The following is a 25,897-nucleotide window of genomic DNA, read 5'->3' as shown; positions in this document are numbered from 1 at the left end:
ATGGGGAATGGGGAATGGGGATTTGACACAGCGCGCGTTGCTTGCGTGCGTCTCGGCCTTCCCCGGGAACATTCCCGCTCTTGCGATTCCCCATTCCCGATTCCCCATTCCCATTCCGACATGGACGCGACAGCAGGCATCGTGTATTAAACCCCGTCCCCGGGAGGCTTCATGCAGACAGGCAAAGACATCACCCTCCGCCTGATGATCGTCGACGACAGCGGCGAAGACGCCGAGGCGATCGTCAGCAGCCTGCGCAACAGCGGTATCGCCGTGCGTCCGTCGCGGCCGCAGCACGCCGAGGAGCTGGCGGCCATGCTGGCTTCGCAACCGATCGACCTGGTCCTCAGCGCGCAGGCCCAGTCGATCCCGCTGGCGCAGGTGCTGCAGCGGGTGGCGGCCAGCGGCAAGGACATCCCGGTGATCGTGCTGGCCGAACGCATCGAGGAGCAGGAATGGCTCGAGGCGATGGCCGGCGGCGCGCGCGCGATCGCGCTGCGGCGGCGCCCCGAGCACCTGCTGGCGGTGGTGCGCACCACCTGGGCCGACCTGCAGGCGCGGCGCGGCCTGCGTCGGATCGAAGCGCAGATGCGCGAGACCGAGCGCCGCTGCGACGCGCTGATCGCCTCCTCGCGCGACCCGATCGCCTACATCCACGAAGGCATGCATATCCGTGCCAACGACGCCTACCTGGAGATGTTCGGGTTCGACTCGTTCGACGACGTCGAGGGCGTGTCGCTGCTGGACATGGTCGCCCCGCAGCACGTGGAAGGCTTCAAGCAGTTGCTGAAGTCGCTGGGCAAGGGCGAGCCGCCGCCGGCGCAGTACCAGGTGGACGCGCGCACCCTGGAAGGCGAGAGCTTCCCGGCGACGATGGAGTTCGCCACCGCCAGCTACGAGGGCGAAGCCTGCGTGCAGGTGGTGTTCCGCCGCCGCGAGGAATTCGACCCGGAGCTGGCGCGCGAGGTCGAGGACCTGCGCCAACGCGACCAGGTCACCGGCCTGCTCAACCGCCCGACCTTCATGCTGGCGCTGGAGACCGCCGTGGCCCACGTCGGCCGCGGCGAGGGCCAGTACGGCTTCCTGCTGGTCGAGCCGGACCACTACGCGCGGCTGCTGGCCGACATCGGCCTGGACTCGGCCGACGCGCTGGTCGCGGCGCTGGCCCAGCACCTGGCCGCGGCCATCGACGGCGACGTGCAGGCGGCACGCTTCGGCGAACACAACTTCGCGCTGCTGCTGGAAGGCGACTACGCGCGCACCGCGGCGCTGGCCGAACGCCTGCTGCAGGCCTACGCCAGCCAGGTGTTCAGCGTCGGCGAACGCTCGGCCACGGTCACCGTCAGCATCGGCGGCGTGCAGATCGGCGAGAAGATCGCCAGCGTCGGCCAGGTCCTGGCCCGCGCCAGCGAGAACGTGCAGACGACCGTGGAACTGGGCGGCAACGCCTGCAAGATCTTCGACCCGGGCGCGGCCGACCGGCTCGAGGAGGAGCGCGTGCAGCGCTGGGTCCAGCACCTGCGCGAGGCCCTGGCCGGCGACGGCTTCCTGCTGCACTACCAGCCGGTGCTGAACATGCAGGGCGAACCACACGAGCTGTACGAGGCCTACCTGCGCCTGGAGCGCAACGACGAACTGATCGGCCCGTCGACCTTCCTCGGCATCGCCGCCGAGCACGGCCTGACCGCCGAGATCGACCGCTGGGTGGTCGCCCGTGCGATCGCGGTGATCGGCGAGCGCCAGCGCGCCGGCCATGCCACCAGCCTGATGGTCAAGGTCAGCCCGGAGGCCTTCGCCGACAGCCAGATGGTCGACCTGATCCGGCGCGAACTGGCGGCGCATGGCGTGCCCGGCGAGCGCCTGTGGCTGCAGACGCCGGAGGCCAAGGTGTTCACCCACCTGCGCAATGCGCAGCAGTTCCTCGCCGACGCCACCGCGCTGGGCTGCAAGGTCGGCCTGGAACAGTTCGGCTCGGGCCTGGACTCGTTCCAGCTGCTGGCGCACTTCCAGCCTGCGTTCCTGAAGCTGGACCGGGGCTTCACCCAAGATCTGACCCAGACCCGCGAACACCAGGACAAGATCCGCGAGATCACCGCACGCGCGCAATCGGCCGGCATCCGCACCATCGCCGAGTTCGTCTCCGACGCGACCTCGATGAGCCTGCTGTTCAGCGCCGGCGTCGATTACGTGCAGGGCGAGTTCGTCGGCCTGGCGACGCCGGCGATGACGTTCGATTTTGCCTGAGGGGCCGGGATTCGGGAGTGGGAGTGGGGAATGGCAAAAAGCGCCGGCCGGCGCAGCCTGCGCTGCGCCGGCCGGCGTCTCGCTCCCGCGCTGGCTCAGCTGACCGTCGCGTTGACCTGCGCGGCGCGCAGGGTGGCGATGCGCTCGGCCAGCGGCGGGTGGCTCATGAACAGCTTGCGCAGGCCCTGGCCCAGGCCGCCGGCGATGCCGAAGGCCTGCACCTGCGCCGGCAGCGTGCTCTGTCCGTGGTTGAGTTCCAACCGCTGCAGCGCCGCGATCATCTTGCCGCGACCGGCCAGGCTGGCGCCGCCGGCGTCGGCGCGGAACTCGCGGTAGCGCGAGAACCACATGGCGATCATCGTCGCGAACAGGCCGAACACCAGTTCCAGCACCATCACGATCGCGTAGTAGGCCAGGCCGCGACGGCCGTCGCGGTTGCCCGACAGGTAACTGTCCACCACGCCGCCGACCACCCGCGCCAGCACGATCACGAAGGTGTTGAGCACGCCCTGCAGCAGCGCCATGGTCACCATGTCGCCGTTGGCGATGTGGCTGATCTCGTGGCCCAGCACCGCCTCGGCCTCGTCCTCGGTCATGTTCTGCAGCAGGCCGGTGGAGACCGCGACCAGCGCGTTGTTGCGGTTGGCGCCGGTGGCGAAGGCGTTGATCTCCGGGCCGTCGTACACGGCGACCTCGGGCATGCCGATGCCGGCGGCCTGCGCCTGGCGCTGCACGGTCTGCAGCAGCCAGCGCTCGGTATGGTTGCGCGGCTCGGTGATCACCTGCGCGCCGGTGGCGCGCTTGGCCATGAACTTGGACAGCAGCAGCGAGACCAGCGAGCCGCCGAAGCCGAAGATCGCAGCCATCACCAGCAGACCGCCCATCTGGTTCGGATTGACCCCGAACACCGACATGACAATGCCGGCCAGCACCAGCACCGCCAGGTTGGTGATGAGGAACAGGACGATGCGATTGAACATGTGAGCGTGGGCTCCGCACGAAGAATGATGGAGGGATTGGCTCGAATCTGCGGTGTCGGCCGCTTGAATTCAAGCGCGTACCTGACCGAGGATTCAGCTTGTCCATGTCCCCGCCTCTCTACCTCGGCCGTTTCGCGCCCTCGCCCACCGGCCCGCTGCACCTGGGTTCGCTGCTCGCCGCCTTCGGTAGCTGGCTGCTCGCGCGCCACGCCGGTGGCGAGTGGCTGCTGCGCATCGAGGACGTGGACCGCCCGCGCAGCGTGCCCGGCGCCGCCGAGCGGCAGTTGGCCAGCCTGCGCGCCTGCGGCCTGGAGGCCGACGGCCCGGTGCTGCGGCAGAGCGAGCGCGCCCCGGTCTACCGCGACGCGGCGCACCGGCTGCTGCAGGCCGGCCTCGCCTTCCCCTGCCATTGCAGCCGCAGTGCGCTGGCGGCGCAGGGCGGCGTGCACCATGCCTGCGTCGCCACCGCGCCGCGTGCGCAGCCGGCCATCCGCCTGCGCGTGCCGCCCGGCACGGCCAGCGTGATCGCCTTCGACGACGGCCTGCGCGGGCGGCTGAGCCAGGACGTCCACGCCGAGGTCGGCGATGTGGTGCTGCTGCGCGCCGACGGCTGCTGGGCCTACCAGCTGGCGGTGGTGGTCGACGATGCCGCGCAAGGCGTCACCGACGTGGTGCGCGGCGCCGACCTGCTGGATTCCACGCCGCGGCAGATCCTGCTGCAGCGCGCGCTGGGCCTGCCGACGCCGCGCTACCTGCACCTGCCGCTGCTGCTGGGCGCCGACGGCCGCAAACTGTCCAAGTCGCATGCGGCGCTGCCGCTGGACGATGCCGACCCGCTGCCGGCGCTGCGCCTGGCCTGGGCGACGCTGGGCCAGCCGCCCGCGGCGTTGGCCGGGGCCGGTTCGGTGCCCGCACTGCTGGCCGCCGCGCTGCGCGCCTTCGACCCGTCGCGGCTGTCCATGCAGGACCGCGGCGTGGACGATGCGGCGCAGGTCGCGGCCGCTATCCCCAGCGACACCCAGGCTGACTAGAATCGGACCCTTGGCCGCGCCGCGGCCCCCCCCCCCCTTTCCTTATCTTTATCCGGAGCAACATCCATGACATCACGCGTTGCGCTGGTCACCGGCGGCACCGGCGGCATCGGAACCGCGATCTGCGAGCGGCTGGCCGCCCAGGGCCACCGCGTGGCCAGCAACTACCGCGACGAGGCCAAGGCCCTGGCCTGGCAGCAGCGCATGCGCGAGCGCGGCCATGACGTCGCCATCGTCCCCGGCGACGTCGCCTCGCCCGAGTACGCGCAGGCCCTGGTCCGCGAGGTCGAACGCCAGCTCGGCCCGGTCGAGATCCTGGTCAACAACGCCGGCATCACCCGCGACACCACCTTCCACAAGATGACCGCCGAGCAGTGGCACGAGGTCATCAACACCAACCTCAACTCGGTGTTCAACGTCACCCGCCCGGTGATCGAAGGCATGCGCCAGCAGCGCTGGGGCCGGGTCATCCAGATCAGCTCGATCAACGGCCTCAAGGGCCAGTACGGCCAGGCCAACTACGCCGCGGCCAAGGCCGGCATGCACGGTTTCACCATTTCGCTGGCGCGCGAGAACGCCAGCTACGGCATCACCGTCAACACGGTCTCGCCCGGCTACGTCGCCACCGACATGGTGATGGCGGTGCCCGAGGAGGTCCGCGCCAAGATCGCTGCCGACATCCCCACCGGGCGCCTCGGCAAGCCGGAGGAGATCGCCTACGCCGTGGCGTTCCTGGTCGCCGAGGAAGCCGCATGGATCACCGGCTCGAACCTGGACATCAACGGCGGCCACCACATGGGCTGGTGAGCGGCTGAATCGGTCAGCCGGCGGCGCTGGGCGCGCGGTAACGCCGCCCGCGATCGGCCCATCAAGGCCCGTGCGGCGACCGGTGCCGGGCCGCGAATGCTGCGCAGCATAAATTTTTTGCTGCACCCCCCTGTTCAGGCGGCAACGGCGGTTGCAAGCCCTGCTGCGCTGCGCCATGCTGCGCGCCTACCGTCACAGAGCGACCGCTTCATGGCTGAGATCCGCATCATCAAGAAGTATCCCAATCGCCGCCTCTACGACACCGAGATCTCCAGTTACATCACCATCGAAGACGTCCGCCAGCTGATCATCGACGGCGAGGAATTCGAAGTCCGCGACGCCAAGACCGGCGAAGACCTCAGCCGTGCGGTGCTGCTGCAGATCATCGCCGACCAGGAACAGGACGGCGAACCGATGCTGTCCACCCAGTTGCTCAGCCAGATCATCCGCTTCTACGGCGACTCGCTGCAGGGCTTCATGGGCAACTACCTGGAGCGCAGCATGCAGGTGTTCCTCGACCAGCAGCAGCAGTTCCGCCAGCAGATGGGCAATCTGCTGGGGCAGACCCCGTGGACCATGATGAACCAGCTCACCGAGCGCAACCTGGAGCTGTGGCAGGAGTTCCAGCGCAACCTCGGCGCCGGCTTCGGCCGCCCGGCCGGCGGCGCGGGCAAGCCCGGCGAACCGCCGGCCGGCGCCACGCCGAAATCGCGTCCGCGCTGAGCCGCGCGACCGCGCAGGGTTCGGCGGGGCGCTTCGCGCCTTACCCTCACCCCAACCCCTCTCCCGATGGGAGAGGGGCTATGGCGTTTCCCTTCTCCCGCCGGGAGAAGGTACCCCGCAGGGGCGGATGAGGGTCGGGCGCAGCCGCGCAGACTTGCTTCGGCGGGAGCGCTTCGCGCCCTACCCTCACCCCAACCCCTCTCCCGGTGGGAGAGGGGCTATGGCTGTTCCCTTCTCCCGCCGGGAGAAGGTGCCCCGCAGGGGCGGATGAGGGTCGGGCGCAGCCGCGCAGACCTGCTCAGCGCGACCTTGCCGGCTTGCAGCTCGCGCAGATCCGCTCGACCTTGTAGCCGCGCGCGCGCAAGCCGTCGACCACGCCGTCGGGCCCCAGCAGATGCAGCGCGCCGACCACCACCAGGGTGTCGCCGCCGCCATCCTTCAGGCGCTGCTCCAGGCGCGGCAGCCAGGCCTGGTTGCGCTCCACGTCGATGCGCTGGTACAGCCGCGGGTAGTCGCGCTTCATCTGCGCGCCGATCTCCTGCCACAGCTGGCGCTCGTCGCCGCGGCGCCAGGCGTCGTGCAGGCGCAGGGTCTGCGCCGCACCCTGCTCGGCATCGTCCAGCGCCTCGGTCAGCATCTGCTTCTGCTCCACCGGGTCCATGCCGTCGAGCAGGTCGATCTGCGCCTGCGCCGTCTCCAGGCCTTCGGCGGTCTTGCCGTCCTGCAGGGCCAGGGTCATGAAGTGGCGGTCCAGCCCGGCATCGGCCTGCAGGCCCTGCGCCTTCATGTCGGCGATGCTGATGCTGAGGCCGACGAACCACGGCTCGAAACCGCTCATCTGCGCCAGCGGCAGGCCGTGCCCGGCGGCATAGCGGCGCAGCCGCTCCCAGGTCGCCGGGTCCAGGTCGTCCTGCAGCCGCTTGCCGTCATGGCGCTGTGCCGCCTGCAGCATCTGTGCGCCCAGCTGCGGCGCGTCCACGTCCTTGGGTGCCAGTTCGAACAGCAGCCGCGGCGAGGCCGCATAGGCCGCATCGACCTCGCGCGCCAGCGGATAGTCGTCGGCCTTGAGCATGTGGAACGAACCCAGCAGGTACAGCGCCCCGCGCGGGCCGCTGACCTTCCACAACAACGGCGTGGGCGGCGCCACGGTGGGCGCAGCGGCGGCGGGTGCGACAGGCGTCGCGGCCACCGGCGGCGGCGTGCGGGCCAGTGCCGGCAGCACCAGGCACAGCGACAGGCCCAGCAGCAGGCGGCGCAACGGGCGCGGGAACGGGGTCATCGGCTTCCTCGGTTCAATGGGCGGCGGCGTAGGCCTTCTCGCCGGCGTCCACCGCCAGGTCGAGGCGGTTTTCCGGCGGCGGCAGCGGACAGGTCGCGAACGGGGTGAACGCGCACGGCGGGTCGTAGGCGCGGTTGAAATCCAGCACCACGCTGCCGTCGGCGGCGGGCGCGTCCACGTCCAGGAAGCGTCCGGCCGGGTAGCTGCCGTGGCCGCTGGTGCGGTCGGCGAACACCACGAACAGCGGCTGGCCGGGTTCGCCGATGGCCTGCAGGCGGTAGCGCTTGCCGCCGCGCTCGAACTCCAGGGCACCGGGATTGGGCGATGGCGTGGTGACGCCGATGATGTCGACGATGGGCAGGGTGGTGCCGGGCGGATTGGGCACGAAGCGGCCGCGCACGCGCCAGGACTCGGCCAGCGGCCAGTACGGCACGCCGGTGAAGCCGCGCCGGGTCGGCGCATCGGCGTGCTTGACCCGCAAGGCGTAGCGACCGCCGCGCTCGATCAGGCTGAGCTTGCCCTTGCCGTCGTCGAAGTCGACGACCGTCGGCTGCGGGTCGTGGTCGCTGTACAGGCGGATGCGCCCCTGCACCGGCGCGCCGGCGACGCTCAGTCCGACGCCACGCTCCGGGGTCAGGTACACCTCGCGCTGCACCTGCGACACCAGCGCCATCCGCGCCGGCCCCACCGCCAGGCGGATGCCGCTGTCCGCGCCGCTGCCGATGTAGTGCTCCTTCAGTTCCAGCCAGTGCAGGCCGACCAGGCTGGTCCAGCCGTCCGGCGCCTGCAGCTCGCGCTGGCGCTGCGCGCGCCAGGCCTGTTCGTCGGCCACGAACCGCGCGTCCGGCGCTGTCGGCGCGGCCGGTGCCGGCGCCTGCTTGCCGCATCCCACCAAGGCGACAAGCGCCGCCAGCAGCGCCGTCGTCCAGATCCGCTTGTCCATCATCGTCCCCGCAAGAACCAACGATCGATTTCGCCCAGGGTGAACCGCGCCCAGGTCGGACGCCCATGATTGCACTGGCCGGAGCGCTCGGTGGCTTCCATGTCGCGCAGCAAGGCGTTCATTTCCGGCACGGTGAGGCGGCGATTGGCGCGTACCGCGCCGTGGCAGGCCATCGTCGACAGCAGCGCATCGCGGGCGCCGGCGACGCGGCCGCTGTGGCCGTGTTCGCGCAGGTCGGTGAGCACGTCGCGCAGCAAGGCCTCCGGCTCGGCCTGCGCCAGCAGCGCCGGGATGCTGCGCACGTGCAGCGACTGCGGCCCGCTGCGGGTGACCTCGAAGCCGAGCGCGGCCAGCGTCTCCGCCTCGCGTTCGGCGGTGTCGGCATCGCGTTCGCCGACCGCCAGGGTGATCGGCACCAGCAGCGGCTGCGCATGCAGGCCGATGCCGTCGTGCGCGGTCTTCAAGCGCTCGTAGCCGATGCGTTCGTGCGCGGCGTGCATGTCGACCACGATCAGGCCGTCGGCGTTCTCGGCCAGGATGTAGATGCCGTGCAACTGCGCGATGGCGTAGCCCAGCGGCGGCACGCCGCTGTCGGCGACGGTCGGCGGCAGGCCGCCTGCCGGATCCTGGGTCTGCCGGCCGGCGACGGTGCCCGCCTCCGCAGGCGCGGCATACAGCGCCGCGTACGCGGCCGGCGCTTCTTCCACGCGCAGGCCCAGCGGCGATTGCGCCGGGCGCCACTGCGCGCCGTACCCGTAGCCCTGCCCGCCGCCGCCCGCGCCGCTGCCGCCATTCGGCGCGCCTGCGGCCGCCCAGCCAGGAGCGCCCGCGGCCGCGGCAGGCGGCGCCGCGTCGGCGCCCAGCGCCCCGGGCAGGCTGCCGGCACGGGTCTGCGCCAAGGCATCCTGCAGCGTGCGATAGACGAAATCGTGGATCAGCCGCGCGTCGCGGAAGCGCACCTCGTGCTTGGCCGGATGCACGTTGACGTCCACCCGCGAGGGTTCCAGTTCCAGGAACAGCACATAGGCCGGCTGGCGGCCATGGAACAGCACGTCGCCATAGGCCATCTTCACCGCGTGGGCGACGCTGCGGTCGCGCACCGAGCGGCCGTTGACGTAGAGATACTGCTGGTCGGCGCTGGCGCGCGAGTAATGCGGCTGCGCGATCCAGCCATGCAGGCGCAGGCCGGCGCCGCTGTGGTCCACCCGTAGCGCCTGCCGCGCGAAGTCCTCGCCCAGGGTTTCGCCCAGGCGCGCGTCCGAGTACAGATCGCCCGGCTTGTAGCGCCGCGACGGCTTGCCGTTGTGCGCGACGCGCAGCTCCACGTCCGGGCGCGCCAGCGCCAGCGAACGCAGCCACTCTTCGATGTGGCCCAGTTCGGTGCGTTCGGCGCGCAGGAACTTGCGCCGCGCCGGCACGTTGTAGAACAGCTCGCGGACCTCGACCAGGGTGCCCGGCGGCAGCGCGCGCGGCTGCACCTCGCCGACCTTGCCGCCTTCGACCTGCAGGGCCGCGCCGTGCTCGTCGCCGGCGCGGCGCGAGGCCAGGGTGAAGCGGCTGACCGAAGCGATCGACGGCAGCGCCTCGCCGCGGAAACCCAGCGTACCCACCGATTCCAGGTCGTCCAGCGAGGCGATCTTGCTGGTCGCATGCCGCGACACCGCCAGCGGCAGTTCCTCGGGCGCGATGCCGCCGCCGTCGTCGCGGATGCGGATCAGGCGCACGCCGCCTTCTTCCAGATCGATGTCGACGCGGCGCGCGCCGGCGTCCAGCGCGTTCTCCACCAGTTCCTTGACCACCGAGGCCGGACGCTCGACCACTTCGCCGGCGGCGATCTGGTTGATCAGGATCTCGGGCAGCTGACGGATGCTCATGCGGTCGCGGCCCCATGCACGCGCAGGCGCACGCCGGTCGTGGCGACGAAAGGAGGACGACAGCAGGAAAATGACATCGGCACGGCTCGCGGCGCGGACGCCGTCATCGAGGATCAGCCGTTAATGATAGCGTCTCAGCGACTGCCGCCGGCCACGGTGCCGGCCGCCGCTTCCGCCTCGGCCTGTGCGCGCGCGGCGAACAGCGTGCCCGGCGGCGGCTGCCGGGTGAAGAAGGTGCTGACGCCGTCGAGCACGGCGCTGGCGATGCGGCGCTGATAGGCCGGATCGGTCAACCGGCGCTCCTCGTCCGGGTTGGAGATGAAGGCGGTCTCGACCAGCATCGCCGGCATGTCCGAGGTGCGCAGCACCGCGAAGTTGGCGCGCTCGATCTCCGGCTTGTGGTTGTTGCCGATCCGCTTGAGCCCGCCCAGCACGTGCCCGGCCGCGTCTTCGGAGGCCTTCATGTGGCCGCTCTGGGCCAGGTCCAGCAACACGTTGGCCAGGGTGCTGTCGGTCTTCTGCAGGCGCACGCCGCCGATCAGGTCGGCCGCGTTTTCCTTGTCCGCCAGCCAGCGCGCGCGCTGCGAGGAGGCGCCCTTGGTCGACAGCACGTACACCGAGGAGCCGGTCGCGCTGCGGTTCTCGGCCGCATCGGCATGGATCGAGATGAAGATGTCGGCCTTGGCCGCGCGCGCCTTCTGCGCACGCATCGGCAACGGAATGAACACGTCGGTGGTGCGGGTCATGTAGGCCTTCATGCCCGGCGTGGCGTTGATCTGGCGCGCCAGTTCGCGGCCGATGGCCAAGGTCACGTCCTTCTCGTGCTTGCCGGTCGGGCCGCTGGCGCCGGGATCCTGGCCGCCATGGCCCGGATCGATGGCCACGATCAGCGGACGCATGCCCGGCGCCATCTTCACCCGCGCCGCCGCGCTGGGCATCACCGGCCGCGCTTCGGCGGCAGCGACGACCGCCGCGTCGTCCGCGTCGTCACGCTCGGAGCTCTCGTTCGCCGGCGGCGCGACCGGCGCGGGCGTCGGCGGCGGCACCACCACCCCCGGCATGGGACGGCCGGATCCCGCCGCGACCGCGGTCGGCGCGGCCGCCACGACGGTCGGTGCGGCCGCGGCGGGCGGCGGCGGCGGGGCCGGCGCGGGCTGGCTGGCGCGCTGCACCACCGACGAGGTCAACGCCGCGGTCGCGCGCGCCGCTTCGGCCCGCGCATCCGCTGGCGGCCTGGGCACCGGCACTGGCGCGGCCTGGGGCAGCGCGGCCGCGGCTGCCGGCGCGTCGCCGGCCACCGCCCTGCCCGCCGGCGCCTCGCCCGGCCACTCGATCACCAGCACCGAACTGCCGCCAATGGTCTGCATCTGCGGCTTGAACGCCACCACCGGGCTGCTCAGATCGAACACGATGCGCAAGGTGCCCGGTACCGGATGCCCGGTGCGCACGGCGCTGACCACGCCGCCGCCGGCCGGCAGCTTCAGCCCCTTGACCGCGGACGACTCGGGAAGATCCACCACAAGACGATTGGGATTGGCCAGCGACAGCGTGCTGAAGCCGCCACTGCCCTGCAGGCGGATCTCCGCGCGGGTGCCGGTGGCGCCGTTATCCAGAGAGACCGACTGCACCTGACCGGCGAACGCCGCCTGCGCCGCCAGGCACCAGCCTGCGGCGGCGGCGAAACTGGCGAAAAAACGGGTCCCCGGGCGCATGAACGCGATTCAAACATCGCCGGGAGCCAAAGGCAAGCGGTTTTCCCTTAATAATCCATAACCTGCCTTCACTTCCTAGCGTCAGCCGGCAAAAAGTCCCTGCAAGTCGGCCTGTTCGGCCATCCGTGCCAACCAAGCGGCGCCGACCTCGGTGCGCGCCTGCAGGACGACGCTGCGCCCGTGCGCGCGCACTGCCAGTCGCACGTCCAGATCGGCCGGCGCCAGCACGTCGCCGCCGCGCTCGGGCCATTCCACCAGCCACAGCGTGGCCCCGCCCTCGTCCAACCCCAGGAAATCCAGCTCGCCGGCCGCGCCGATGCGGTACAGATCCAGGTGCCAGGCCTCGCCGTCGGCCAGCGGATAGCGCTCCACCAGGGTATAGGTGGGGCTGCGGATCGCGCCCTGCACCCCGAGCGCGCGCAGCAGCGCCCGCGCCAGGGTCGATTTGCCGGCGCCCAGGTCCCCGTGCAGATGCACCGAGGCCTGTGCCGGGCGGGTCGCGGCCAGTGCGCGACCGAGGCGTTCGGTAGCCTCGCTGTCGGGCAGGAACAAGGCCATGCTCATGGTGTGGATTCCGGATTGGACAGGCGCCGCAGCGCCGGCAACAGGTCGGTGGGCAGCAGCCCGCGCTGGCCCGCGGCGGCGGCGCGGTCGCCGGCGCCGGCATGCAGCAACGCGCCGACGCTGGCCGCCTCGAACGCCGCCAGGCCTTGCGCGCGCAGCGCCGCGACTACCCCGGTCAGCAGATCGCCCATGCCGCCGACCGCCATGCCCGGATTGCCGGCGGCGATCACCCGCGGCGTTTGCCCCGGTGCGGCGACCAGGCTGCCGGCGCCTTTCAGCACCACCGCGGCCTGGTAGCGGTCGGCCAATGCCGCGGCGGCCGCGAAGCGATCGCGCTGCACCTGGGCGGTGGAGAGGCCGAGCAGGCGCCCGGCCTCGCCCGGATGCGGGGTCAGCACCGCCTGCGGTACGGCCCGCGGCGCCTGCGCGAGCAGGTTCAAGGCATCGGCATCCAGCACCAGCGCGCGCTCCGCGTCGGCCAGCACCGCCTGCCACAGCGCCTGCGCCCAGGCATCCTGGCCCAGCCCGGGGCCGAGCGCGACCACGTCGGCCTTGCGCAGCAATGGCGCCAGCGCCGCCGCATCGTCGACCGCATGCACCATCGCCTCCGGACAGCGCGCCAGCAGCGGCGCCACGTGCACGCCGCGGGTCGCCACGCTGACCAGGCCAGCCCCGCTGCGCAGGGCCGATTCGGCACCGAGCATCACCGCGCCGCCGCTGCCGAGGTTGCCGCCGACGCACAGCACATGGCCGGAATCGCCCTTGTGGCTGTCCTGCCGGCGCGGCGCCAGACGGCTGCGCAAGGCGCCGACGGTCCAGGCCTGCGCACGCGGCGCACAGCCGGCGAACGCCGCCGACGGCACCTCCAGCGTCGCCAAGGCGCGCTCGCCGACATGATTCAACGCCGCACCGGTATGCAGCCCGGCGTGGGCGACGATGAACTGCAGGGTCAGCGTCGCCGGCAGGACCGCGCCGGGCACGCTGCCGGATTCGGCGTCGACGCCGCTGGGCACGTCCAGCGCCAGCACCGGCGCACCGAGCCCGCCCAACGCGCCGAACAGTGCCGCCAGTTCGGCATCGGGCGCGCGATTGAGCCCGATCCCGAGCAGCGCATCCACCACCACGTCGGCCGGCGCCAGCGCCGCGTCGAACTCCTCGATACGGCCGCCCACGCCGATGTAGTCGGTGCAGGCACGCTGCGCCAGCGGCGATTGCGGCCCGCGCCCGGGCAACTGCAGCACGCGCACCTGGCGCCCGGCGCGGTGCGCCAGCCGCGCCAGCACGTAGCCATCGCCGCCGTTGTTGCCGCTGCCGCAGGCCACCAGGATGCGCTGCGCCTGCGGCCAGCGCTGCAACAGCGTCTGCCAGGCGGCCTGGCCGGCGCGCTGCATCAGCGTGTAGCCGTCGCCGCCGAGCAGCGCGGTGGCCTGCGCGTCGATGCGGCGCGCGGCCGCGGTGGCGTGGAGATCGAAACAGTCGTACATGCACGGGATTCTATACTTGCGCGATGTCCGCCCGCCTCGCCATCGCCGATCCCCACGCCGCCGCCGCGCGCATCCGCGCGCTCGCGCGCACGTTCGGCTTCCAGCGCTGCGGCATCGCCGGGATCGAGCTGCAGCAGGACGAGGCGCATCTGCGCGACTGGCTGGAACAGGGCCTGTACGGCACGATGCACTGGATGGCGCAGCACGGCGACAAGCGTTCCCGCCCGGCGGAGTTGATTCCGGGCACGCTGCGGGTGATCTCGGTCGGGCTGGACTACGGCCGCAACGACGACGATTCGGCCTGGGACACGCTGCGCGACGGCGAGCGCGCCTACGTCGCGCGCTACGCGCTGGGCCGCGATTACCACAAGCTGATGCGCAACCGCCTGCAGAAGCTGGCCGAGCGCATCCAGCGGGAGATCGGCCCGTTCGGCCACCGCGTGTTTGTCGACTCCGCGCCGGTGCTCGAACGCGCCCTGGCGCGCGATGCCGGCCTGGGCTGGATCGGCAAGCACACCTGCCTGATCGACCGCAACGGCGGCTCCTGGTTCTTCCTCGGCGAGATCTACGTCGACCTGCCGCTGCCGATCGATCCGCCGGCCAGCGCGCACTGCGGCACCTGCACGCGCTGCATCGACGTCTGCCCGACCCAGGCGATCGTCGCGCCGTACCGGCTCGATGCGCGCCGCTGCATCGCCTACCTGACCATCGAGCACGACGGCGCGATTCCCGAAGAACTGCGCCCGGCGATCGGCAACCGCATCTTCGGCTGCGACGATTGCCAGCTGATCTGCCCCTGGAACAAGTTCGCCAAGCGCAGCGACGAACCGGACTTCCGCGCCCGCAACGACCTGGACAAGGCCACGCTGGCGCAGTTGTTCGCCTGGGAAGAAGACGAGTTCCTGCGCCGCACCGAAGGCAGCGCGATCCGCCGCAGCGGCCACGAACGCTGGCTGCGCAATCTGGCGGTGGCGCTGGGCAACGCGCCGACCACGCCGCAGGTGCTGGCCGCGCTCGACGCGCGCGCGCAGCATCCTTCGCCGCTGGTGCGCGAACACGTGCAGTGGGCGCTGGCCCGGCATGCGGACACGTCGGCCCACACGCCGACTGTGCCTTCGCGGCCGGCGGCGCCTGCCGACGTGCGAGGATAGGCGCCCGTACGCCCTGCACTGCCCGCATGTCCGATCGCGCCGACCAGATCCTCAGCCCCAGCCAGCTCAACACGCTGGCCCGCGACCTGCTGGAAAGCACGTTTCCGCTGGCCTGGGTGGAAGGCGAACTGGGCAACGTCACGCGCCCGTCCTCCGGCCATCTGTACTTCACCCTGAAGGACGCCCGCGCGCAGGTGCGCTGCGCGATGTTCAAGCCCAAGAGCCAATGGCTGCGGTTCGTGCCGCGCGAAGGCCTGCGGGTGCTGGCGCGCGGGCGCCTGACCCTGTACGAGGCGCGCGGCGACTACCAGTTGGTGCTGGACCACCTGGAAGAAGCCGGCGAAGGCGCCTTGCGCCGCGCGTTCGAGGAACTCAAGGCCAGGCTCGCTGCCGAAGGCCTGTTCGCCAGCGAACGCAAGCGCGCCCTGCCCGGCTTCGTGCGCCGCCTGGCGGTCATCACCTCGCCCAGCGGCGCCGCCGTGCGCGACGTGCTGAGCGTGCTCGGCCGGCGCATGCCGCTGCTGCAGGTGGACATCCTGCCGAGCCTGGTCCAGGGCGACAGCGCCGCGGCGCAGATCGCCGCTTTGCTGCGCCAGGCCGACGCCAGCGGCCGCTACGACGCGATCCTGCTGACCCGCGGCGGCGGCTCGCTGGAAGACCTGTGGGCGTTCAACGACGAGCGGCTGGCGCGCACCATCGCCGCCGCGGTCACCCCGGTGGTGTCGGCGGTCGGCCACGAGACCGACGTGACCCTGGCCGATTTCGCTGCCGACCTGCGTGCGCCGACGCCGTCGGTCGCCGCCGAATTGCTGGTCCCGGACCAGCGCGATCTCGGCGCACGCCTGCGCGCCCAGCACGCGGCGCTGTTGCGCTGGCAGCAGCATCGACTGCGCCAGGCCCAGCAACGCGCCGATCGCGCCCTGCTGCGTCTGCAGGCGCAGAGTCCGCAGGCACGCCTGCAATTGCTGCAGCGCCGCCAGCACGAGATCGGACGGCGGTTGGCGGCGGCGTGGCGGCAACAGCAGGAACGCCGCCAGGCGCAGCTGCGCCATGCCGCCGCGGTGCTGCGCGCCGCGCAACCGCAACGACGGCTGGCACTGCTGCGGGTACGCCTGCTGGCGTTGGGCCGGCGCCCGCAGGCGGCGATGGCGCGGCAACTGCAGGCCGATGCGCAGCGCCTGCGCGCGCTGGCGCGCGCCCTGGAGACGGTCAGCCCGCTGGCCACCGTGGCACGCGGCTACAGCATCCTGACCCGCGCCGACGACGGCAGCGTGGTGCGCTCGGCCGCCCAGGTCGCGCCCGGCGACCGCCTGCGCGCGCGCCTGGCCGACGGCGAACTGCACCTGCGCGCCGAGCGCGCAGAGTGACCTTTCCAACCCGCATCATCCTCGCCGCCCATGACCGACGCCAACCTCCACGAAGCAAGGATCAAGGCGATCCTGCAGGGCATGCGCCGCGCCGAACGGCGCCGGGCCGAGCGGCGCGCCGACAGCAGCGACCTGCTGTCGCTGATCGACGGCGCCGCCTACGGCGCACCGGAAGACGCGCAACGCGCGCTCGCCTGGCTGGCGCATGACGGCACCCTGGCGCACCTGAACCAGGCCGACCTGCTCAATGTCGGCGAAACCATCTGCGTGGCGTGGAACGGCTGCGGCAGCGATCTGGCGGCGTTGTCGCACTGGATGCGGGAGATGCGTCTGGCCGATGGCCGCAGCGCACTGCAGACGCTGCGCGACGGCGACAGCGCGCAACTGCTGGCGGCGGCACGGGCGGCGTTTCCCGACTGACCCCGATCGGCTCCGCCGCCTGGCGCACGCAATGGCCCGCTAGCTGTGATCTCTCAGTAGGTTGTTCATCCGGGGCATCTCAGGAAGATGGGGGTTACGAAGCCAACCACCCCCCAAGAGCCCCGGATGAACCTGCATAAACATGCCCGCTTGAGTCCTCGCGGTCGAGCCCTGCTCGTGGATCGCATCCTTGTTCAGGGGCTGCGCGTGGAAGATGCCGCCCATGCGGCCGGCGTAAGCGTGAGGACGGCCTACAAATGGCTCAAGCGGTTTAAGGAAGAAGGCGCGCAGGGGTTGAACGACCGCACCTCCCGCCCACACAGCTGCCCCCATGCCACGCCGTCGGCCATCCTCGCTCAGGTCGTGGAACAACGCCGCTCACGGCAGACCTACCGCCAGATTGCCCAGCAGCTCTGCGTGGCACCCAGTACCGTCGCCCGGCTGTTGCGTCGTGCCGGCCTGCATCGGTTGGCCGAACTTGCGCCGGCCCCACCGGAGAGTCGCTACGAATACGCCAGCCCCGGCCAGTTGCTGCATCTGGATATCAAGAAGCTAGCGCGCTTCCGCCAGCCCGGTCATCGGGTCACCGGCAATCGCCAGGTCAACTCCGACGGCATCGGCTGGGAGTACGTCCACCTTGCCATCGACGACCACTCGCGCGTGGCCTTCGGCTCCATCGAGCCGGACGAACGCGGAATGAGCGCCTGCAAAGCCCTTCTTCGGGCGCTTCGCTACTACCGTGCCTTGGGCGTGCGCTTCCAGCGCGTGCTCACCGACAATGGCGCCTGCTATCGCTCCGGCGCCTTCCGCCGACTGCTCCGTCGCCTTGGCATGCGCCATCTGCGCACCCGGCCCTACACCCCGCGCACCAACGGCAAGGCCGAGCGTCTGGTCCAAACCAGCCTGCGCGAATGGGCTTATGCGCGCAGCTATGACACCTCCGAGCAACGCGCCCGCGCCCTCGCACCCTGGCTGCAATCACTACAACTGGCACAGGCCCCACGCCAGCCTCGGCTACCTGCCCCCTATCTCCAGAATCCCGCTGAACAACGTACTGGGTTTACACAGCTAGGTGCTGTGCTGACGTCCGCATTGCGCTGGCAGATACCATCACGCGTGGCGTTCTGGAGCACCGGCGATCGCCGGCAGAAGCGGCAGTTTCTCGCCCAAGCTGCCATGCAACGTCCGGGACTGCCCGGCCAACGCACGGTCGTCAGGGCCCATCGCCCGTGCGGCACTGGGCCTGCACGCACAGGCGCCCTGCGGCGGCGCTGGATTCAATCCAGCGGCGCGATCACCAGCAGCGGATCGAGGTCGTACCCCATCGCCACCGCCTTGGCCTTGATCGCCTCGAACACGCTGCGCTGCATGCGCGGCGAACGCGACAGCACCCACAGGTACTTGCGCCCAGGCTCGCCGATCAGCGCCCATTGATAGTCCGGATCCAGCGCGATCACCCAGTAGTCGGCCCATACAAACGGCACCCACCCCAGCCAGTCCGGCACGAAGCGCACCTGCAGCCGCCCGGGATGGCCTTCCACCCGCCGTGCCACGCCCTCGGCCGCCAGCAGGTCGCCGCCGGCGGTGCGGCAGGCGTTGCGCACACCGATCTGGCCGTCGTCGCGCAGCACATAGGCCGCGGTGACGTCGCCGACGCATTTCTTCTGGAAGGAAACCGGCAGGTGCGCGATCTCGTGCCACTGCCCGGCGTAGCGGCCGAGATCGAACTCGGCGACCGAACTCACCGGCTGCGCGGCACGCAGTGGCGGTGCGAGGCACAGCAGGCATGCCAACAACAGCAGCGCGATCGGCGAAAGGCGCATGCGCAGGTTCCGACGGACGGGAAGCAGCAGCTTATGCAGGAGCTGCGCAGCGATGTAAAGCGCCGCGGCATACGCCCACGGCGATGGCACCGCGGCTCATTGGCTGAGATCGGCCATGGCCTGCGGATCGGACCGGCTGGCGCATTGCACCGGCTCGCGCAGCACCACGCGTTCGACCACCCCGTCGCGTCGCTGCAGATACGTATTGACCAGCACGCACTCGGCACCGACCTGCTCGATATAGGGCGCGTCGGCACCGGGGCTGCCCTGTTCGCCCGCATGCTCGCCGCCGTCGACGGGGGCGGCCACGCCATGGCCGGCCATGGCCCACAGCAGCGCCACGCTGCCGCAGCGCCATCCGAATCCGCTGGTCATTGGCAGGTCCTCCCCGATTGCCCGTCCCTATGATTACGACAGGCAATGCCTTTGATTGAGCTGGATCTACCGAAAAGCCGCGAACCGGCTGCACTTGTCTACCGACGTGGACACACCTTCTTCACACGCGATCGGCGCAGGCGGTCGCCATCGCACGGGGCGGGGTAGCGGCACGCATGCGGAAGTCTGCATAGCGCCGGGGATCGGCACGGATGCCGGATGGCGACGGCCGTGACTCGTCGCATGGCAGGCTCGACCAGCCAGCCCCGCGACATAAACGCTCCACAGGGGCCGCGAAACGCAGGGGCAAAAGAAAAGGGCTTGCATTGCTGCAAGCCCTGAAAGAATGGTGGCCGAGGACGGAATCGAACCGCCGACACGGGGATTTTCAATCCCCTGCTCTACCAACTGAGCTACTCGGCCACTGCGCAACGCGGCAGTGCCGGTGCGAGGACGCGCATCATAGCGAGGTGATCGGGATTGGGCAAGCGCAATGTTGCAGAATTTTCCTACGGACCGACGCGGCGTGCGCCGACTGCCACCGTCCCCGGGCCGGCACGATGCTGTCCGTGTCCTCGGCATCCGGCCGGCGCATGGCAGGGACGCCTTGGCGATGGCGGCCGGCCGGAACGCCGAGGACGCTCCCCAGGCGCTGGAGCAGCACGATGTTGCCCCATGCATTCCGAACACTTTCGGGCACGTTCGGGCGCGCGTGGCCGGTGGGTGGCCTGGCCTCGGGAAGGATGGAGGAGGATCGGCGACGCTGGCGGAACAACAGCCCGGCCTAATGGCGCGCCTATAGACCGACCGCCTGGCGACCTGAAGGGCTGCCGATGGATCGGACCATCGGCAGACGGCGCCATCGCGCAGCCAGGCGTCGCATGCCGATGAGGGGCGCGCTCGGCGCCAGGCCGGGGCGACGGGGCGGGCGCCTCCGCCGCCCGTCGCCCGTCGCCTCGCGGTGGCACCCGCGGCGGCGGCGACCATGCCGCCAACACGCCACGGCGCACGGGTCCGCCCCCGCCGGTTCCGCCAGCGCCGCGCCACCACGGCATGCAGGGCCGTGGTGTAGTCTTCGCCGGTCTTCCCTTCTGTGGATTCCGCTCATGCGTCACCCGCTCCGCCTCGGTTTGCTCGTGTTGTGCACCGCCCTGCTCGGCGCCTGCAGCGACGGCATCGTGCGGCGCGTATCCGACCCGGCCGCCAGCGTGCAGCAGCTGACGGTCAACATGGACGGCAGCTGGAAGGTGGAACTGCGCCTGCAGAATTACAGCAGCATTCCGATGCGCTACGACACCCTGCGCCTGGACCTGGGCGTGGGGGGCGAAGCGGCCGGCAGCCTGCAGGCCGCCCCCGGCATCTCGATCGGCCCGGAGACGGCGGACGTGGTGAGCGTCGCGCTGCGGCCCAGCTCCAGCGCGCGCCTGGTCGTTGCCGACGCCCTGGCCGGCCGCCGCAGCCTGGAGTACACCCTCAAGGGCAGCATCGCCGCGACCCCGGAAGACAAGAAGCAGCGCAGCTTCGACATCGACACCCGCAACATGCTCTCGCCGGCGCCCGGTCTGGACGGCGTGCTGCGCTGACCATGCGGTGGCGCTGAAGCGCCCCCCTGCTCCGCTTGCTCTAACACGACGCCCCGACCCTCGGGGCGCAGCGCGCGCCTGCGCATCGACCTGCGCTTCACCGGACGCAGGCGCCTCCTCGACCTGCCCCTCGGCACGCTAGCGCGCCACCGCGTCGGCGCAGGCCCGCCCGCGCGTGCGCTGTTCACATCTGCGTCCCCGGCGCCGACCGCGTTCAGCCAGCATTACCGTAAAATTAATACATAAATGTATTATCTACATATGTACAAGAACCCGAGCCGGCCATGAGTCGCTTTGCCGCCACCGAGCAGCGCCTGGACGTGACCGCGCGCAAGCATCCGCCCTTCCCGCGCGAAGCGGCGCTGCTGCTGCGGCTGATCAAGCTGCTGCACAAGCTGAGCCTGGACCAGAGCAACGAGGTGCTGCGGCCCTACGGCCTGACCTATGCCGAATACAACGTCTTGATGATGATCGACGCCAGCGCGGACGGGACCTTGAATCCGTCCCAGCTCAGCGACGCGGCCGGCGAGAAGTCCGCCAACATCACCCGCCTCACCACGCAACTGGTCGACAAGGGACTGATCCAGCGCACGCCCAGCGCCGAGGACCGGCGCATGCTGTTGCTGCGCCTGACCGACGCAGGCGAGCGCCTGATCGAAGCGTTGATCCCGGCCCTGTGCGCCCAGCTCGACGCCTATGTCCAGCATCTGGATCCGGCGGCGATGGCGCAGTTGCAGACGCTGCTGAAGGCCTTGCTGCGCGGCGTCGAGGACGCCGCATGAGCGCGCCCCGGCCCAATCCCGTGCCCGCCGAGACCGCGCCGGGCCTGCGCACGCTGCTGACCGATGCCTTGCGCGGCGAAGGCGAGGCCTGGCTGTTCGTGCTGCGCTCCCTGCTGTCGATCTATCTGGCCGGGTGGATCGCGCTGCGCCTGGATCTGGCCTCGCCGATGACCGCGATGATCACCGTGGTGGTGGTGATGCACCGGCAGACCGGCATGGTCTTCGCGAAGGCGTTCTATCGGGTGCTGGGCACGCTGATCGGCAGCGTCGCGGCGCTGACCATGGCGGCGCTGTTCCCGCAGGAGCCGGTCCTGTTCCTGCTGGCACTGTCGCTGTGGATCGGCGCCTGCACCGGCGGTGCGCTGCTGTACCGCAACTTCAAGGCCTACGCCTTCGTGTTGTCCGGCTACACCGTGGCGCTGATCGCGCTGCCGGCGGTGAACCAGCCGCAGAACGTGTTCAACCTGGTGGTGGCGCGGGTGACCGAGGTGCTGCTGGGGCTGCTGGTGACCGGCATCGTCAGCGACGTGGTGTTTCCCAGCCGGCTGCGCCAGACCCTGCGCGACACCGTGCGCCGCGCCTCCGACGGCTTCCTGGACTTCGTCCGCGACGCCACCGGCGGGCAGTTGCCGCGCAAGGCGATGGAGCAGGCGCACCTGCGCTTCGTGCGCGACGCGGTGACCATCGAGGACCTGCGCAGTTCGGTGGTGTTCGAGGATCCGGAAGCGCGCGCGCGCAGCGGGCGGCTGCGCCTGCTCAACCAGCGTTTCATGGCGGTGTCGACCAGCTTCCAGGCGCTGCACCATTACATCAACCGGTTGCTGCGCAATGGCGCTGCCGACGTGGCCGAGGCACTGATCGGCCTGTACCGGCCGCTCAAGACCGCGCTCAGCGACCGCGGCGGGCGCGAGGGGGCCGCCGTGACGGCGCGCAAGCTGGCCGCCTGCCGCGATGCGCTGGCGGCGCGTGCGGCCGAAGCGCGTGCACCGTTGGCCGCGGCACAGCACGAGAGCTTCGACACCGGGGTCTCGCTGTTGCGGCGTTTCTTCGCCGATCTGCACGACTACATGGCGACCGAGGCGACCCTGGCCGCGCCGCAGCAATGGCGCACGCCGCAGGACCGTGGCGACACCGCCGTGTTCGTGCGCGGCAACGACTACGCGGCGGCGGCGCTGACCGCGTTGCGGGCGGCCCTGCTGGTGGCGTCGCTCTGCTGGCTGTGGCTCAACGCCGGCTGGGTCAGCGGCTCCACCGCGGTGCTGATGGCCGCGGCGCTCAACGCTATCCTGTCGTCCAGCGCCAACGCGCCCAGCGCCGCTCGCTCGCTGTTCAAAGGCTTCGTGTTCGGCCTGTCCCTTGGCGTGGTCTGCCAACTGATGGTGCTGCCGCAGATGGACGGGTACTTGCTGTTCGTGGCGGGCACGGCGCCGTTCCTGCTGCTGCTCCTGTATCTGGCCTCGAAACCAGCGCTGTTCGGCTTCGCCACCGGCGGCAATCTCGCCTTCATCACGGTCCTGGGCGTGCAGGCCACGCCCACCTTCAACGCCAGCGCCACCTTCAACAACGTGATGCCGACGTTGTTGGGGTCGCTGGCCGTGTGGGCCGCGTTCGTCCTCCTGCCGCCGGTGATCGGCACCCCGTGGCAGCGCCGGCGCCTGCTGGAGCGGTTGCGGCGGCAGACGGTGCTGGCGGCGCGCGCGCCGTTGCCGGGACTGGCGTTGCAGTTGGAGAGCGTCAATCGCGACCTGTTCCAGCAGATCGTGGCGCACACGCCGGCCGACAGCGACGAAATGCGCGAATTGCTCGGCTGGGCGCTCGCGGTGCACGAGACCTGCCGCGTCCTGGTCGATCTGCGCCACGATGCCGACGCCGGCGCGCTGCCGGCGGAGCTGGCGTCGGCGGTGGATGCGGTGGTGCAGGCCATGGCCCAGTTGTATCAGACGCCATCGCCGGAGCGGCATCGCGTGGCGCTGCAGCGCGTCGAGGCCGCGCTGGCGGCCAGTTGCCCGAACGGCGAGGTGCCGCTGCGCTGGAAACCGACCCGCGAACATCTGCACCTGGTACGCAGCGCATTGCTCGACGCCGACTCCGTCCTCGCCGCCCTCGCCGGCGACTCCGCCCCTTCCCCTACGTCATCAGGAGCCAGCGATGCAGCTGCCCGCTGAAGTGTCGATCGCCGGCGTCTATGTGCCCGGCCTGCTGCTGGTGGCGGCCGCCCTGCTGCTGGTCGCCTGGGCGCTGGACGCGGTCGCCGGCCGCGCCGGCCTGTACCGCTACGCCTGGCATCCGGCCCTGTTCCGTCTGGCCCTCTACGTGGGCGCGTTCGCCGCGCTCGGCCTGCTTCTTCTTCCCTGAGTCCTGCCATGAAGACCCCTGCCCTGATCCGTTTCGCCCTGACCGCCATCGTGGTGCTGGTCGCCGCCCTGCTGGCGCATGCGCTGTGGCGCCATTACATGCTCTCGCCCTGGACCCGCGACGGCCGCGTTCGCGCGGAAGTGGTGCGGATCGCGCCGGACGTCTCCGGCCTGGTCGATGCGGTGGCGGTGCGCGACAACCAGCACGTCAAGCGCGGCGACCTGTTGTTCAGCGTGGACCGCAAGCGCTACGAACTGGCCCTGGAGAAGGCCCGCGCCAACCTCGCGGTCGCGCAGGCGCAGGCACGCGCGGCCGGCGCCAGTCTGTCGGCGGCGGCGGCCACCCAGGCGGCCAGCGAAGCCGAGTTCCAGATGCGGCGCGCCCAGGCCGAGCGGCGCGCGCGCGCCGCGGCGGTGATCTCGGCCGAAGCGCGCTCGGACGCCGAAGCCACCGCGCGTTCGGCCCAGGCCGACGTGCACCGCAGCGCTGCACTGCGCGGGCAAGCCACCGCGGCGCAGGCGCAGGCGGTGGCCACCGTGGAGCAGGCGCAGGCCGCGCTCGACCTGGCCGAGCTGGATCTGCAGCGCACCCAGGTCCGCGCCACCGCCGACGGCTACATCACCAATCTGGACGTACGCGTGGGCGACTACGCCCAGGCCGGCGGCGCCCGCCTGGCGCTGGTACGCGACGACGCGATGTGGATCTACGGCTACTTCGAGGAGACCAAGCTGCCGCGCGTCCATGTCGGCGACCGCGCCGACATCCGCCTGATGAGCGGTGGCGTGATGCTGCACGGCCAGGTCGAGGGCATCGCCCGCGGCATCGCCGACAGCGACAACCCCACCGGCAGCTCGCTGCTGGCCGACGTCAGCCCCACCTTCAACTGGATCCGCCTGGCGCAGCGCGTGCCGGTGCGCATCCGCATCGACCCGGCCAGCGTGCCGCAGGGCACCCTGCTCGCTGCCGGCATGACCGCCACGGTCAGCGTGCATCCGCGGCAGGACTGATGCGGCGCCCATGTGGGCTTCCCATGATCAGGGAAGCCGCGTGTGCAAGCGCGGCTTCAGGGCACCGCTACTATCGCCAGGACGCGTCCCGTAGGAGTCAACTGTCATGCCCCAGCGATAACCGGAGGGGCGTACGGTGCCTGATCGCGCGCGATGGCATTGAGCCAGCGCAGGAACTTGTGCATGCAGGCGACGATGGCGACCTTGGCCGGCTTGCCGGCCGCGCGCAAGCGCGCGTAGGTGTTGGCCAAGGGGGATTTGGCGCGGATGCTGGCCCAGGTGGCCATGTACAGCACGCCTCGCACGTCGGCACGGCCGCCTTTGATGCGACGTTGGCCTTTCCAGCAGCCGCTGTCGTGATTGAACGGGGCCAGCCCGACCAGGGCGGCGAGCTTGCGTGGCGGCAGCGTGCCCAGCTCTGGCAACCGCGCGGCCAGGACCGCGCGCAGGATCGTGCCGAGCCCAGGCACCTTGGGCAAGCTCGAGCAGGTCTTGCCCTGCTGCTCGATCTCCTGCGTCAATGTCTGGATCTGCTGGTTCAGCAGGGCGACCACCTCTCGGCAGCGGCGTTGCACCTTGGCGCTGGTGATGTGCTCCAGGCGCCGCCGATGGGCATCGCGCTGGCCCACCAGGGTGGCGCGTAGGTCCAGCAGTTCGCGCAGGGACTGAAGATGCTCGGGCACCACGGTCGTGGGCGTGGCCGGGATGTGCTGGGCGGCGATGGCCAGCAGGCGCGCGTCCAGGGCGTCGGTCTTGGCCTGCAGGCCCAAGGCTTGGGCTAGCTTGCGCGGACGATCGGCGGCCATCCGCACTGCCGGCAGGTCCGCCTCTCGGAGTACCTGCAGCACGGCATGTTCGTAGCCGCCACTGGCTTCCAGCACGATCCGCTCGCAGCCCAGCGCCGCCAGGCGTTGGGCCAGCGCACGCTGCCCCTGTGGCGTATTGGGTTGGGTCCAGGCCTGCTCGTCCGGCAGGACATGAATGACCAGTTCGGCCTTGGATACATCGATCCCGACATAGCGCCGCATAGACGTTCTCCGCAGTAGACTCAGGAACGAGAGCACTCCTGCCGATGCCCATGCTTGTGGAGTTCGAGCTCGCGACTCGGGCAACTGTTCGGGCTGATGAGGCAGGAGATACGGGGTGCGGCGGCGCTGACTCCTACTCGTGCTTGCTGGCACTGCGGCTAAACGGCCTGCCGCACTCCGCTCTCACCTATAACGATAGACCCTCATTTGACACAAGCGGCTTCGGCCGCGACGGGCGCCCCGGTAAACCGTCGCGGCTGAAGCCGCTCCTACGGGTCGCAACGACGGAACCCGCGAAGCCTTAGAAACAGCGTGTTACTAGGATGCCGGTGCCGAGCGCCTGCAGTGCGGCACCGGTCCATGGC

22 protein-coding genes, 1 tRNA gene and 1 pseudogene are annotated in these 25,897 nt (G+C 70.8%); 13 read left to right on the top strand and 11 right to left on the bottom strand.

The annotated features are described in order from the left end of the window. The first annotated feature begins 171 nt into the window (after positions 1 to 171). Positions 172 to 2,244: a GGDEF/EAL domain-containing response regulator gene (locus NKJ47_RS09250; RefSeq protein ID WP_254461154.1), complete on the top strand. Its 2,073-nt coding sequence runs from the start codon at positions 172 to 174 to the stop codon at positions 2,242 to 2,244. 95 nt (positions 2,245 to 2,339) lie between these two features. On the opposite strand, the gene htpX is transcribed toward NKJ47_RS09250, so the two are convergent. Then, positions 2,340 to 3,224: a protease HtpX gene (htpX, locus tag NKJ47_RS09245; RefSeq protein ID WP_254461153.1), complete on the bottom strand. Its 885-nt coding sequence runs from the start codon at positions 3,222 to 3,224 to the stop codon at positions 2,340 to 2,342. Positions 3,225 to 3,328: 104 nt separating this feature from the next. Between htpX and gluQRS the strand changes: the two genes are divergently transcribed. The 3 genes from gluQRS to phaR all read left to right on the top strand — a co-directional run bounded on the left by gluQRS (position 3,329) and on the right by phaR (position 5,785). Next, a complete protein-coding gene (gluQRS, locus tag NKJ47_RS09240; protein ID WP_254461152.1) occupies positions 3,329 to 4,255 on the top strand; it encodes a tRNA glutamyl-Q(34) synthetase GluQRS in 927 nt (308 codons plus the stop codon). Between the two features lie 66 nt (positions 4,256 to 4,321). After that, the gene (locus NKJ47_RS09235) at positions 4,322 to 5,062 is read left to right on the top strand and encodes a beta-ketoacyl-ACP reductase (RefSeq protein ID WP_254461151.1); all 741 of its coding nucleotides are present in this window, start codon (positions 4,322 to 4,324) and stop codon (positions 5,060 to 5,062) included. Positions 5,063 to 5,272: 210 nt separating this feature from the next. Beyond that, positions 5,273 to 5,785: a polyhydroxyalkanoate synthesis repressor PhaR gene (phaR, locus tag NKJ47_RS09230; RefSeq protein ID WP_254461150.1), complete on the top strand. Its 513-nt coding sequence runs from the start codon at positions 5,273 to 5,275 to the stop codon at positions 5,783 to 5,785. Between the two features lie 298 nt (positions 5,786 to 6,083). On the opposite strand, the gene NKJ47_RS09225 is transcribed toward phaR, so the two are convergent. The 6 genes from NKJ47_RS09225 to NKJ47_RS09200 all read right to left on the bottom strand — a co-directional run bounded on the left by NKJ47_RS09225 (position 6,084) and on the right by NKJ47_RS09200 (position 13,641). Next, on the bottom strand, positions 6,084 to 7,064 hold the full coding sequence (locus NKJ47_RS09225; protein ID WP_254461149.1) for a TraB/GumN family protein: 981 nt from the start codon (positions 7,062 to 7,064) through the stop codon (positions 6,084 to 6,086). Positions 7,065 to 7,077: 13 nt separating this feature from the next. Continuing rightward, positions 7,078 to 8,007, bottom strand: a complete 930-nt coding sequence (locus NKJ47_RS09220) for a DUF1684 domain-containing protein (protein WP_254461148.1) — start codon at positions 8,005 to 8,007, stop codon at positions 7,078 to 7,080. Next, the gene (mutL, locus tag NKJ47_RS09215) at positions 8,007 to 9,881 is read right to left on the bottom strand and encodes a DNA mismatch repair endonuclease MutL (RefSeq protein WP_254461147.1); all 1,875 of its coding nucleotides are present in this window, start codon (positions 9,879 to 9,881) and stop codon (positions 8,007 to 8,009) included. Before mutL ends, NKJ47_RS09220 begins: the two co-directional genes overlap by 1 nt. A gap of 134 nt (positions 9,882 to 10,015) precedes the next feature. Continuing rightward, the gene (locus NKJ47_RS09210; protein WP_254461146.1) at positions 10,016 to 11,593 is read right to left on the bottom strand and encodes an N-acetylmuramoyl-L-alanine amidase; all 1,578 of its coding nucleotides are present in this window, start codon (positions 11,591 to 11,593) and stop codon (positions 10,016 to 10,018) included. 81 nt (positions 11,594 to 11,674) lie between these two features. Further along, positions 11,675 to 12,157 (bottom strand): tRNA (adenosine(37)-N6)-threonylcarbamoyltransferase complex ATPase subunit type 1 TsaE, encoded by a 483-nt coding sequence (gene tsaE / locus NKJ47_RS09205; RefSeq protein WP_254461145.1) that lies wholly within the window; start codon positions 12,155 to 12,157, stop codon positions 11,675 to 11,677. Beyond that, complete coding sequence (locus NKJ47_RS09200) at positions 12,154 to 13,641, bottom strand: NAD(P)H-hydrate dehydratase (protein ID WP_254461144.1); 1,488 nt, start codon at positions 13,639 to 13,641, stop codon at positions 12,154 to 12,156. Before NKJ47_RS09200 ends, tsaE begins: the two co-directional genes overlap by 4 nt. A gap of 23 nt (positions 13,642 to 13,664) precedes the next feature. Between NKJ47_RS09200 and queG the strand changes: the two genes are divergently transcribed. From queG to NKJ47_RS09180, 4 genes and pseudogenes are all read left to right on the top strand, one after another. Next, positions 13,665 to 14,792: a tRNA epoxyqueuosine(34) reductase QueG gene (gene queG / locus NKJ47_RS09195; RefSeq protein ID WP_254461143.1), complete on the top strand. Its 1,128-nt coding sequence runs from the start codon at positions 13,665 to 13,667 to the stop codon at positions 14,790 to 14,792. A gap of 26 nt (positions 14,793 to 14,818) precedes the next feature. Then, the gene (gene xseA, locus NKJ47_RS09190; RefSeq protein WP_254461142.1) at positions 14,819 to 16,159 is read left to right on the top strand and encodes an exodeoxyribonuclease VII large subunit; all 1,341 of its coding nucleotides are present in this window, start codon (positions 14,819 to 14,821) and stop codon (positions 16,157 to 16,159) included. A 30-nt stretch (positions 16,160 to 16,189) separates the two neighbouring features. Next, on the top strand, positions 16,190 to 16,579 hold the full coding sequence (locus NKJ47_RS09185) for a hypothetical protein (protein ID WP_254461141.1): 390 nt from the start codon (positions 16,190 to 16,192) through the stop codon (positions 16,577 to 16,579). A gap of 126 nt (positions 16,580 to 16,705) precedes the next feature. Next, a pseudogene (locus NKJ47_RS09180) lies at positions 16,706 to 17,651 on the top strand (IS481 family transposase). A 205-nt stretch (positions 17,652 to 17,856) separates the two neighbouring features. Here NKJ47_RS09180 and NKJ47_RS09175 read toward each other — a convergent pair. The 3 genes from NKJ47_RS09175 to NKJ47_RS09165 all read right to left on the bottom strand — a co-directional run bounded on the left by NKJ47_RS09175 (position 17,857) and on the right by NKJ47_RS09165 (position 19,200). Then, complete coding sequence (locus NKJ47_RS09175) at positions 17,857 to 18,402, bottom strand: lipocalin family protein (protein ID WP_254461140.1); 546 nt, start codon at positions 18,400 to 18,402, stop codon at positions 17,857 to 17,859. Positions 18,403 to 18,498: 96 nt separating this feature from the next. Next, complete coding sequence (locus NKJ47_RS09170) at positions 18,499 to 18,777, bottom strand: hypothetical protein (protein ID WP_254461139.1); 279 nt, start codon at positions 18,775 to 18,777, stop codon at positions 18,499 to 18,501. A 347-nt stretch (positions 18,778 to 19,124) separates the two neighbouring features. Then, positions 19,125 to 19,200: transfer RNA gene (locus NKJ47_RS09165), tRNA-Phe, on the bottom strand. A gap of 683 nt (positions 19,201 to 19,883) precedes the next feature. On the opposite strand from NKJ47_RS09165, the gene NKJ47_RS09160 reads away from it, so the two are divergent. The 5 genes from NKJ47_RS09160 to NKJ47_RS09140 all read left to right on the top strand — a co-directional run bounded on the left by NKJ47_RS09160 (position 19,884) and on the right by NKJ47_RS09140 (position 24,504). After that, a complete protein-coding gene (locus NKJ47_RS09160; protein ID WP_254461138.1) occupies positions 19,884 to 20,360 on the top strand; it encodes an LEA type 2 family protein in 477 nt (158 codons plus the stop codon). A 284-nt stretch (positions 20,361 to 20,644) separates the two neighbouring features. Beyond that, positions 20,645 to 21,142, top strand: coding sequence for a MarR family winged helix-turn-helix transcriptional regulator (locus tag NKJ47_RS09155; RefSeq protein ID WP_254461137.1), 498 nt, complete (start codon positions 20,645 to 20,647; stop codon positions 21,140 to 21,142). Further along, the gene (locus NKJ47_RS09150; RefSeq protein WP_254461136.1) at positions 21,139 to 23,307 is read left to right on the top strand and encodes an FUSC family protein; all 2,169 of its coding nucleotides are present in this window, start codon (positions 21,139 to 21,141) and stop codon (positions 23,305 to 23,307) included. The genes NKJ47_RS09155 and NKJ47_RS09150 overlap by 4 nt, the downstream gene beginning before the upstream one ends. Next, entirely contained in the window at positions 23,291 to 23,497 is a 207-nt protein-coding gene (locus NKJ47_RS09145; protein WP_254461135.1) for a DUF1656 domain-containing protein, read from the top strand. The genes NKJ47_RS09150 and NKJ47_RS09145 overlap by 17 nt, the downstream gene beginning before the upstream one ends. Positions 23,498 to 23,505: 8 nt before the next feature. Continuing rightward, on the top strand, positions 23,506 to 24,504 hold the full coding sequence (locus NKJ47_RS09140) for a biotin/lipoyl-binding protein (protein WP_254461134.1): 999 nt from the start codon (positions 23,506 to 23,508) through the stop codon (positions 24,502 to 24,504). Positions 24,505 to 24,608: 104 nt separating this feature from the next. On the opposite strand, the gene NKJ47_RS09135 is transcribed toward NKJ47_RS09140, so the two are convergent. Beyond that, the gene (locus tag NKJ47_RS09135; protein ID WP_254458495.1) at positions 24,609 to 25,532 is read right to left on the bottom strand and encodes an IS110 family transposase; all 924 of its coding nucleotides are present in this window, start codon (positions 25,530 to 25,532) and stop codon (positions 24,609 to 24,611) included. Between the last annotated feature and the right edge of the window lie 365 nt (positions 25,533 to 25,897).

The sequence above is a fragment of the Xanthomonas sacchari genome (genome assembly GCF_024266585.1).
In the GTDB taxonomy this organism is placed as follows: domain Bacteria; phylum Pseudomonadota; class Gammaproteobacteria; order Xanthomonadales; family Xanthomonadaceae; genus Xanthomonas_A; species Xanthomonas_A sacchari_C.
Note: the sequence above shows the minus strand (reverse complement) of the source record. Positions and strands in the feature narration are given on the sequence as shown.

Excerpts from the sequence above, each read along its gene's own strand:
- NKJ47_RS09210 (WP_254461146.1), bottom strand. The coding sequence starts at position 11,593 with ATGCGCCCGGGGACCCGTTTTTTCGCCAGTTTCGCCGCCGCCGCAGGC.
- mutL (WP_254461147.1), bottom strand. The coding sequence starts at position 9,881 with ATGAGCATCCGTCAGCTGCCCGAGATCCTGATCAACCAGATCGCCGCC.
- phaR (WP_254461150.1), top strand. The coding sequence starts at position 5,273 with ATGGCTGAGATCCGCATCATCAAGAAGTATCCCAATCGCCGCCTCTAC.
- queG (WP_254461143.1), top strand. The coding sequence starts at position 13,665 with ATGTCCGCCCGCCTCGCCATCGCCGATCCCCACGCCGCCGCCGCGCGC.
- NKJ47_RS09185 (WP_254461141.1), top strand. The coding sequence starts at position 16,190 with ATGACCGACGCCAACCTCCACGAAGCAAGGATCAAGGCGATCCTGCAG.
- xseA (WP_254461142.1), top strand. The coding sequence starts at position 14,819 with ATGTCCGATCGCGCCGACCAGATCCTCAGCCCCAGCCAGCTCAACACG.
- NKJ47_RS09170 (WP_254461139.1), bottom strand. The coding sequence starts at position 18,777 with ATGACCAGCGGATTCGGATGGCGCTGCGGCAGCGTGGCGCTGCTGTGG.
- gluQRS (WP_254461152.1), top strand. The coding sequence starts at position 3,329 with ATGTCCCCGCCTCTCTACCTCGGCCGTTTCGCGCCCTCGCCCACCGGC.
- NKJ47_RS09150 (WP_254461136.1), top strand. The coding sequence starts at position 21,139 with ATGAGCGCGCCCCGGCCCAATCCCGTGCCCGCCGAGACCGCGCCGGGC.
- NKJ47_RS09200 (WP_254461144.1), bottom strand. The coding sequence starts at position 13,641 with ATGTACGACTGTTTCGATCTCCACGCCACCGCGGCCGCGCGCCGCATC.
- tsaE (WP_254461145.1), bottom strand. The coding sequence starts at position 12,157 with ATGAGCATGGCCTTGTTCCTGCCCGACAGCGAGGCTACCGAACGCCTC.
- htpX (WP_254461153.1), bottom strand. The coding sequence starts at position 3,224 with ATGTTCAATCGCATCGTCCTGTTCCTCATCACCAACCTGGCGGTGCTG.
- NKJ47_RS09135 (WP_254458495.1), bottom strand. The coding sequence starts at position 25,532 with ATGCGGCGCTATGTCGGGATCGATGTATCCAAGGCCGAACTGGTCATT.
- NKJ47_RS09140 (WP_254461134.1), top strand. The coding sequence starts at position 23,506 with ATGAAGACCCCTGCCCTGATCCGTTTCGCCCTGACCGCCATCGTGGTG.
- NKJ47_RS09250 (WP_254461154.1), top strand. The coding sequence starts at position 172 with ATGCAGACAGGCAAAGACATCACCCTCCGCCTGATGATCGTCGACGAC.
- NKJ47_RS09160 (WP_254461138.1), top strand. The coding sequence starts at position 19,884 with ATGCGTCACCCGCTCCGCCTCGGTTTGCTCGTGTTGTGCACCGCCCTG.
- NKJ47_RS09220 (WP_254461148.1), bottom strand. The coding sequence starts at position 8,007 with ATGGACAAGCGGATCTGGACGACGGCGCTGCTGGCGGCGCTTGTCGCC.
- NKJ47_RS09235 (WP_254461151.1), top strand. The coding sequence starts at position 4,322 with ATGACATCACGCGTTGCGCTGGTCACCGGCGGCACCGGCGGCATCGGA.
- NKJ47_RS09155 (WP_254461137.1), top strand. The coding sequence starts at position 20,645 with ATGAGTCGCTTTGCCGCCACCGAGCAGCGCCTGGACGTGACCGCGCGC.
- NKJ47_RS09225 (WP_254461149.1), bottom strand. The coding sequence starts at position 7,064 with ATGACCCCGTTCCCGCGCCCGTTGCGCCGCCTGCTGCTGGGCCTGTCG.
- NKJ47_RS09145 (WP_254461135.1), top strand. The coding sequence starts at position 23,291 with ATGCAGCTGCCCGCTGAAGTGTCGATCGCCGGCGTCTATGTGCCCGGC.
- NKJ47_RS09175 (WP_254461140.1), bottom strand. The coding sequence starts at position 18,402 with ATGCGCCTTTCGCCGATCGCGCTGCTGTTGTTGGCATGCCTGCTGTGC.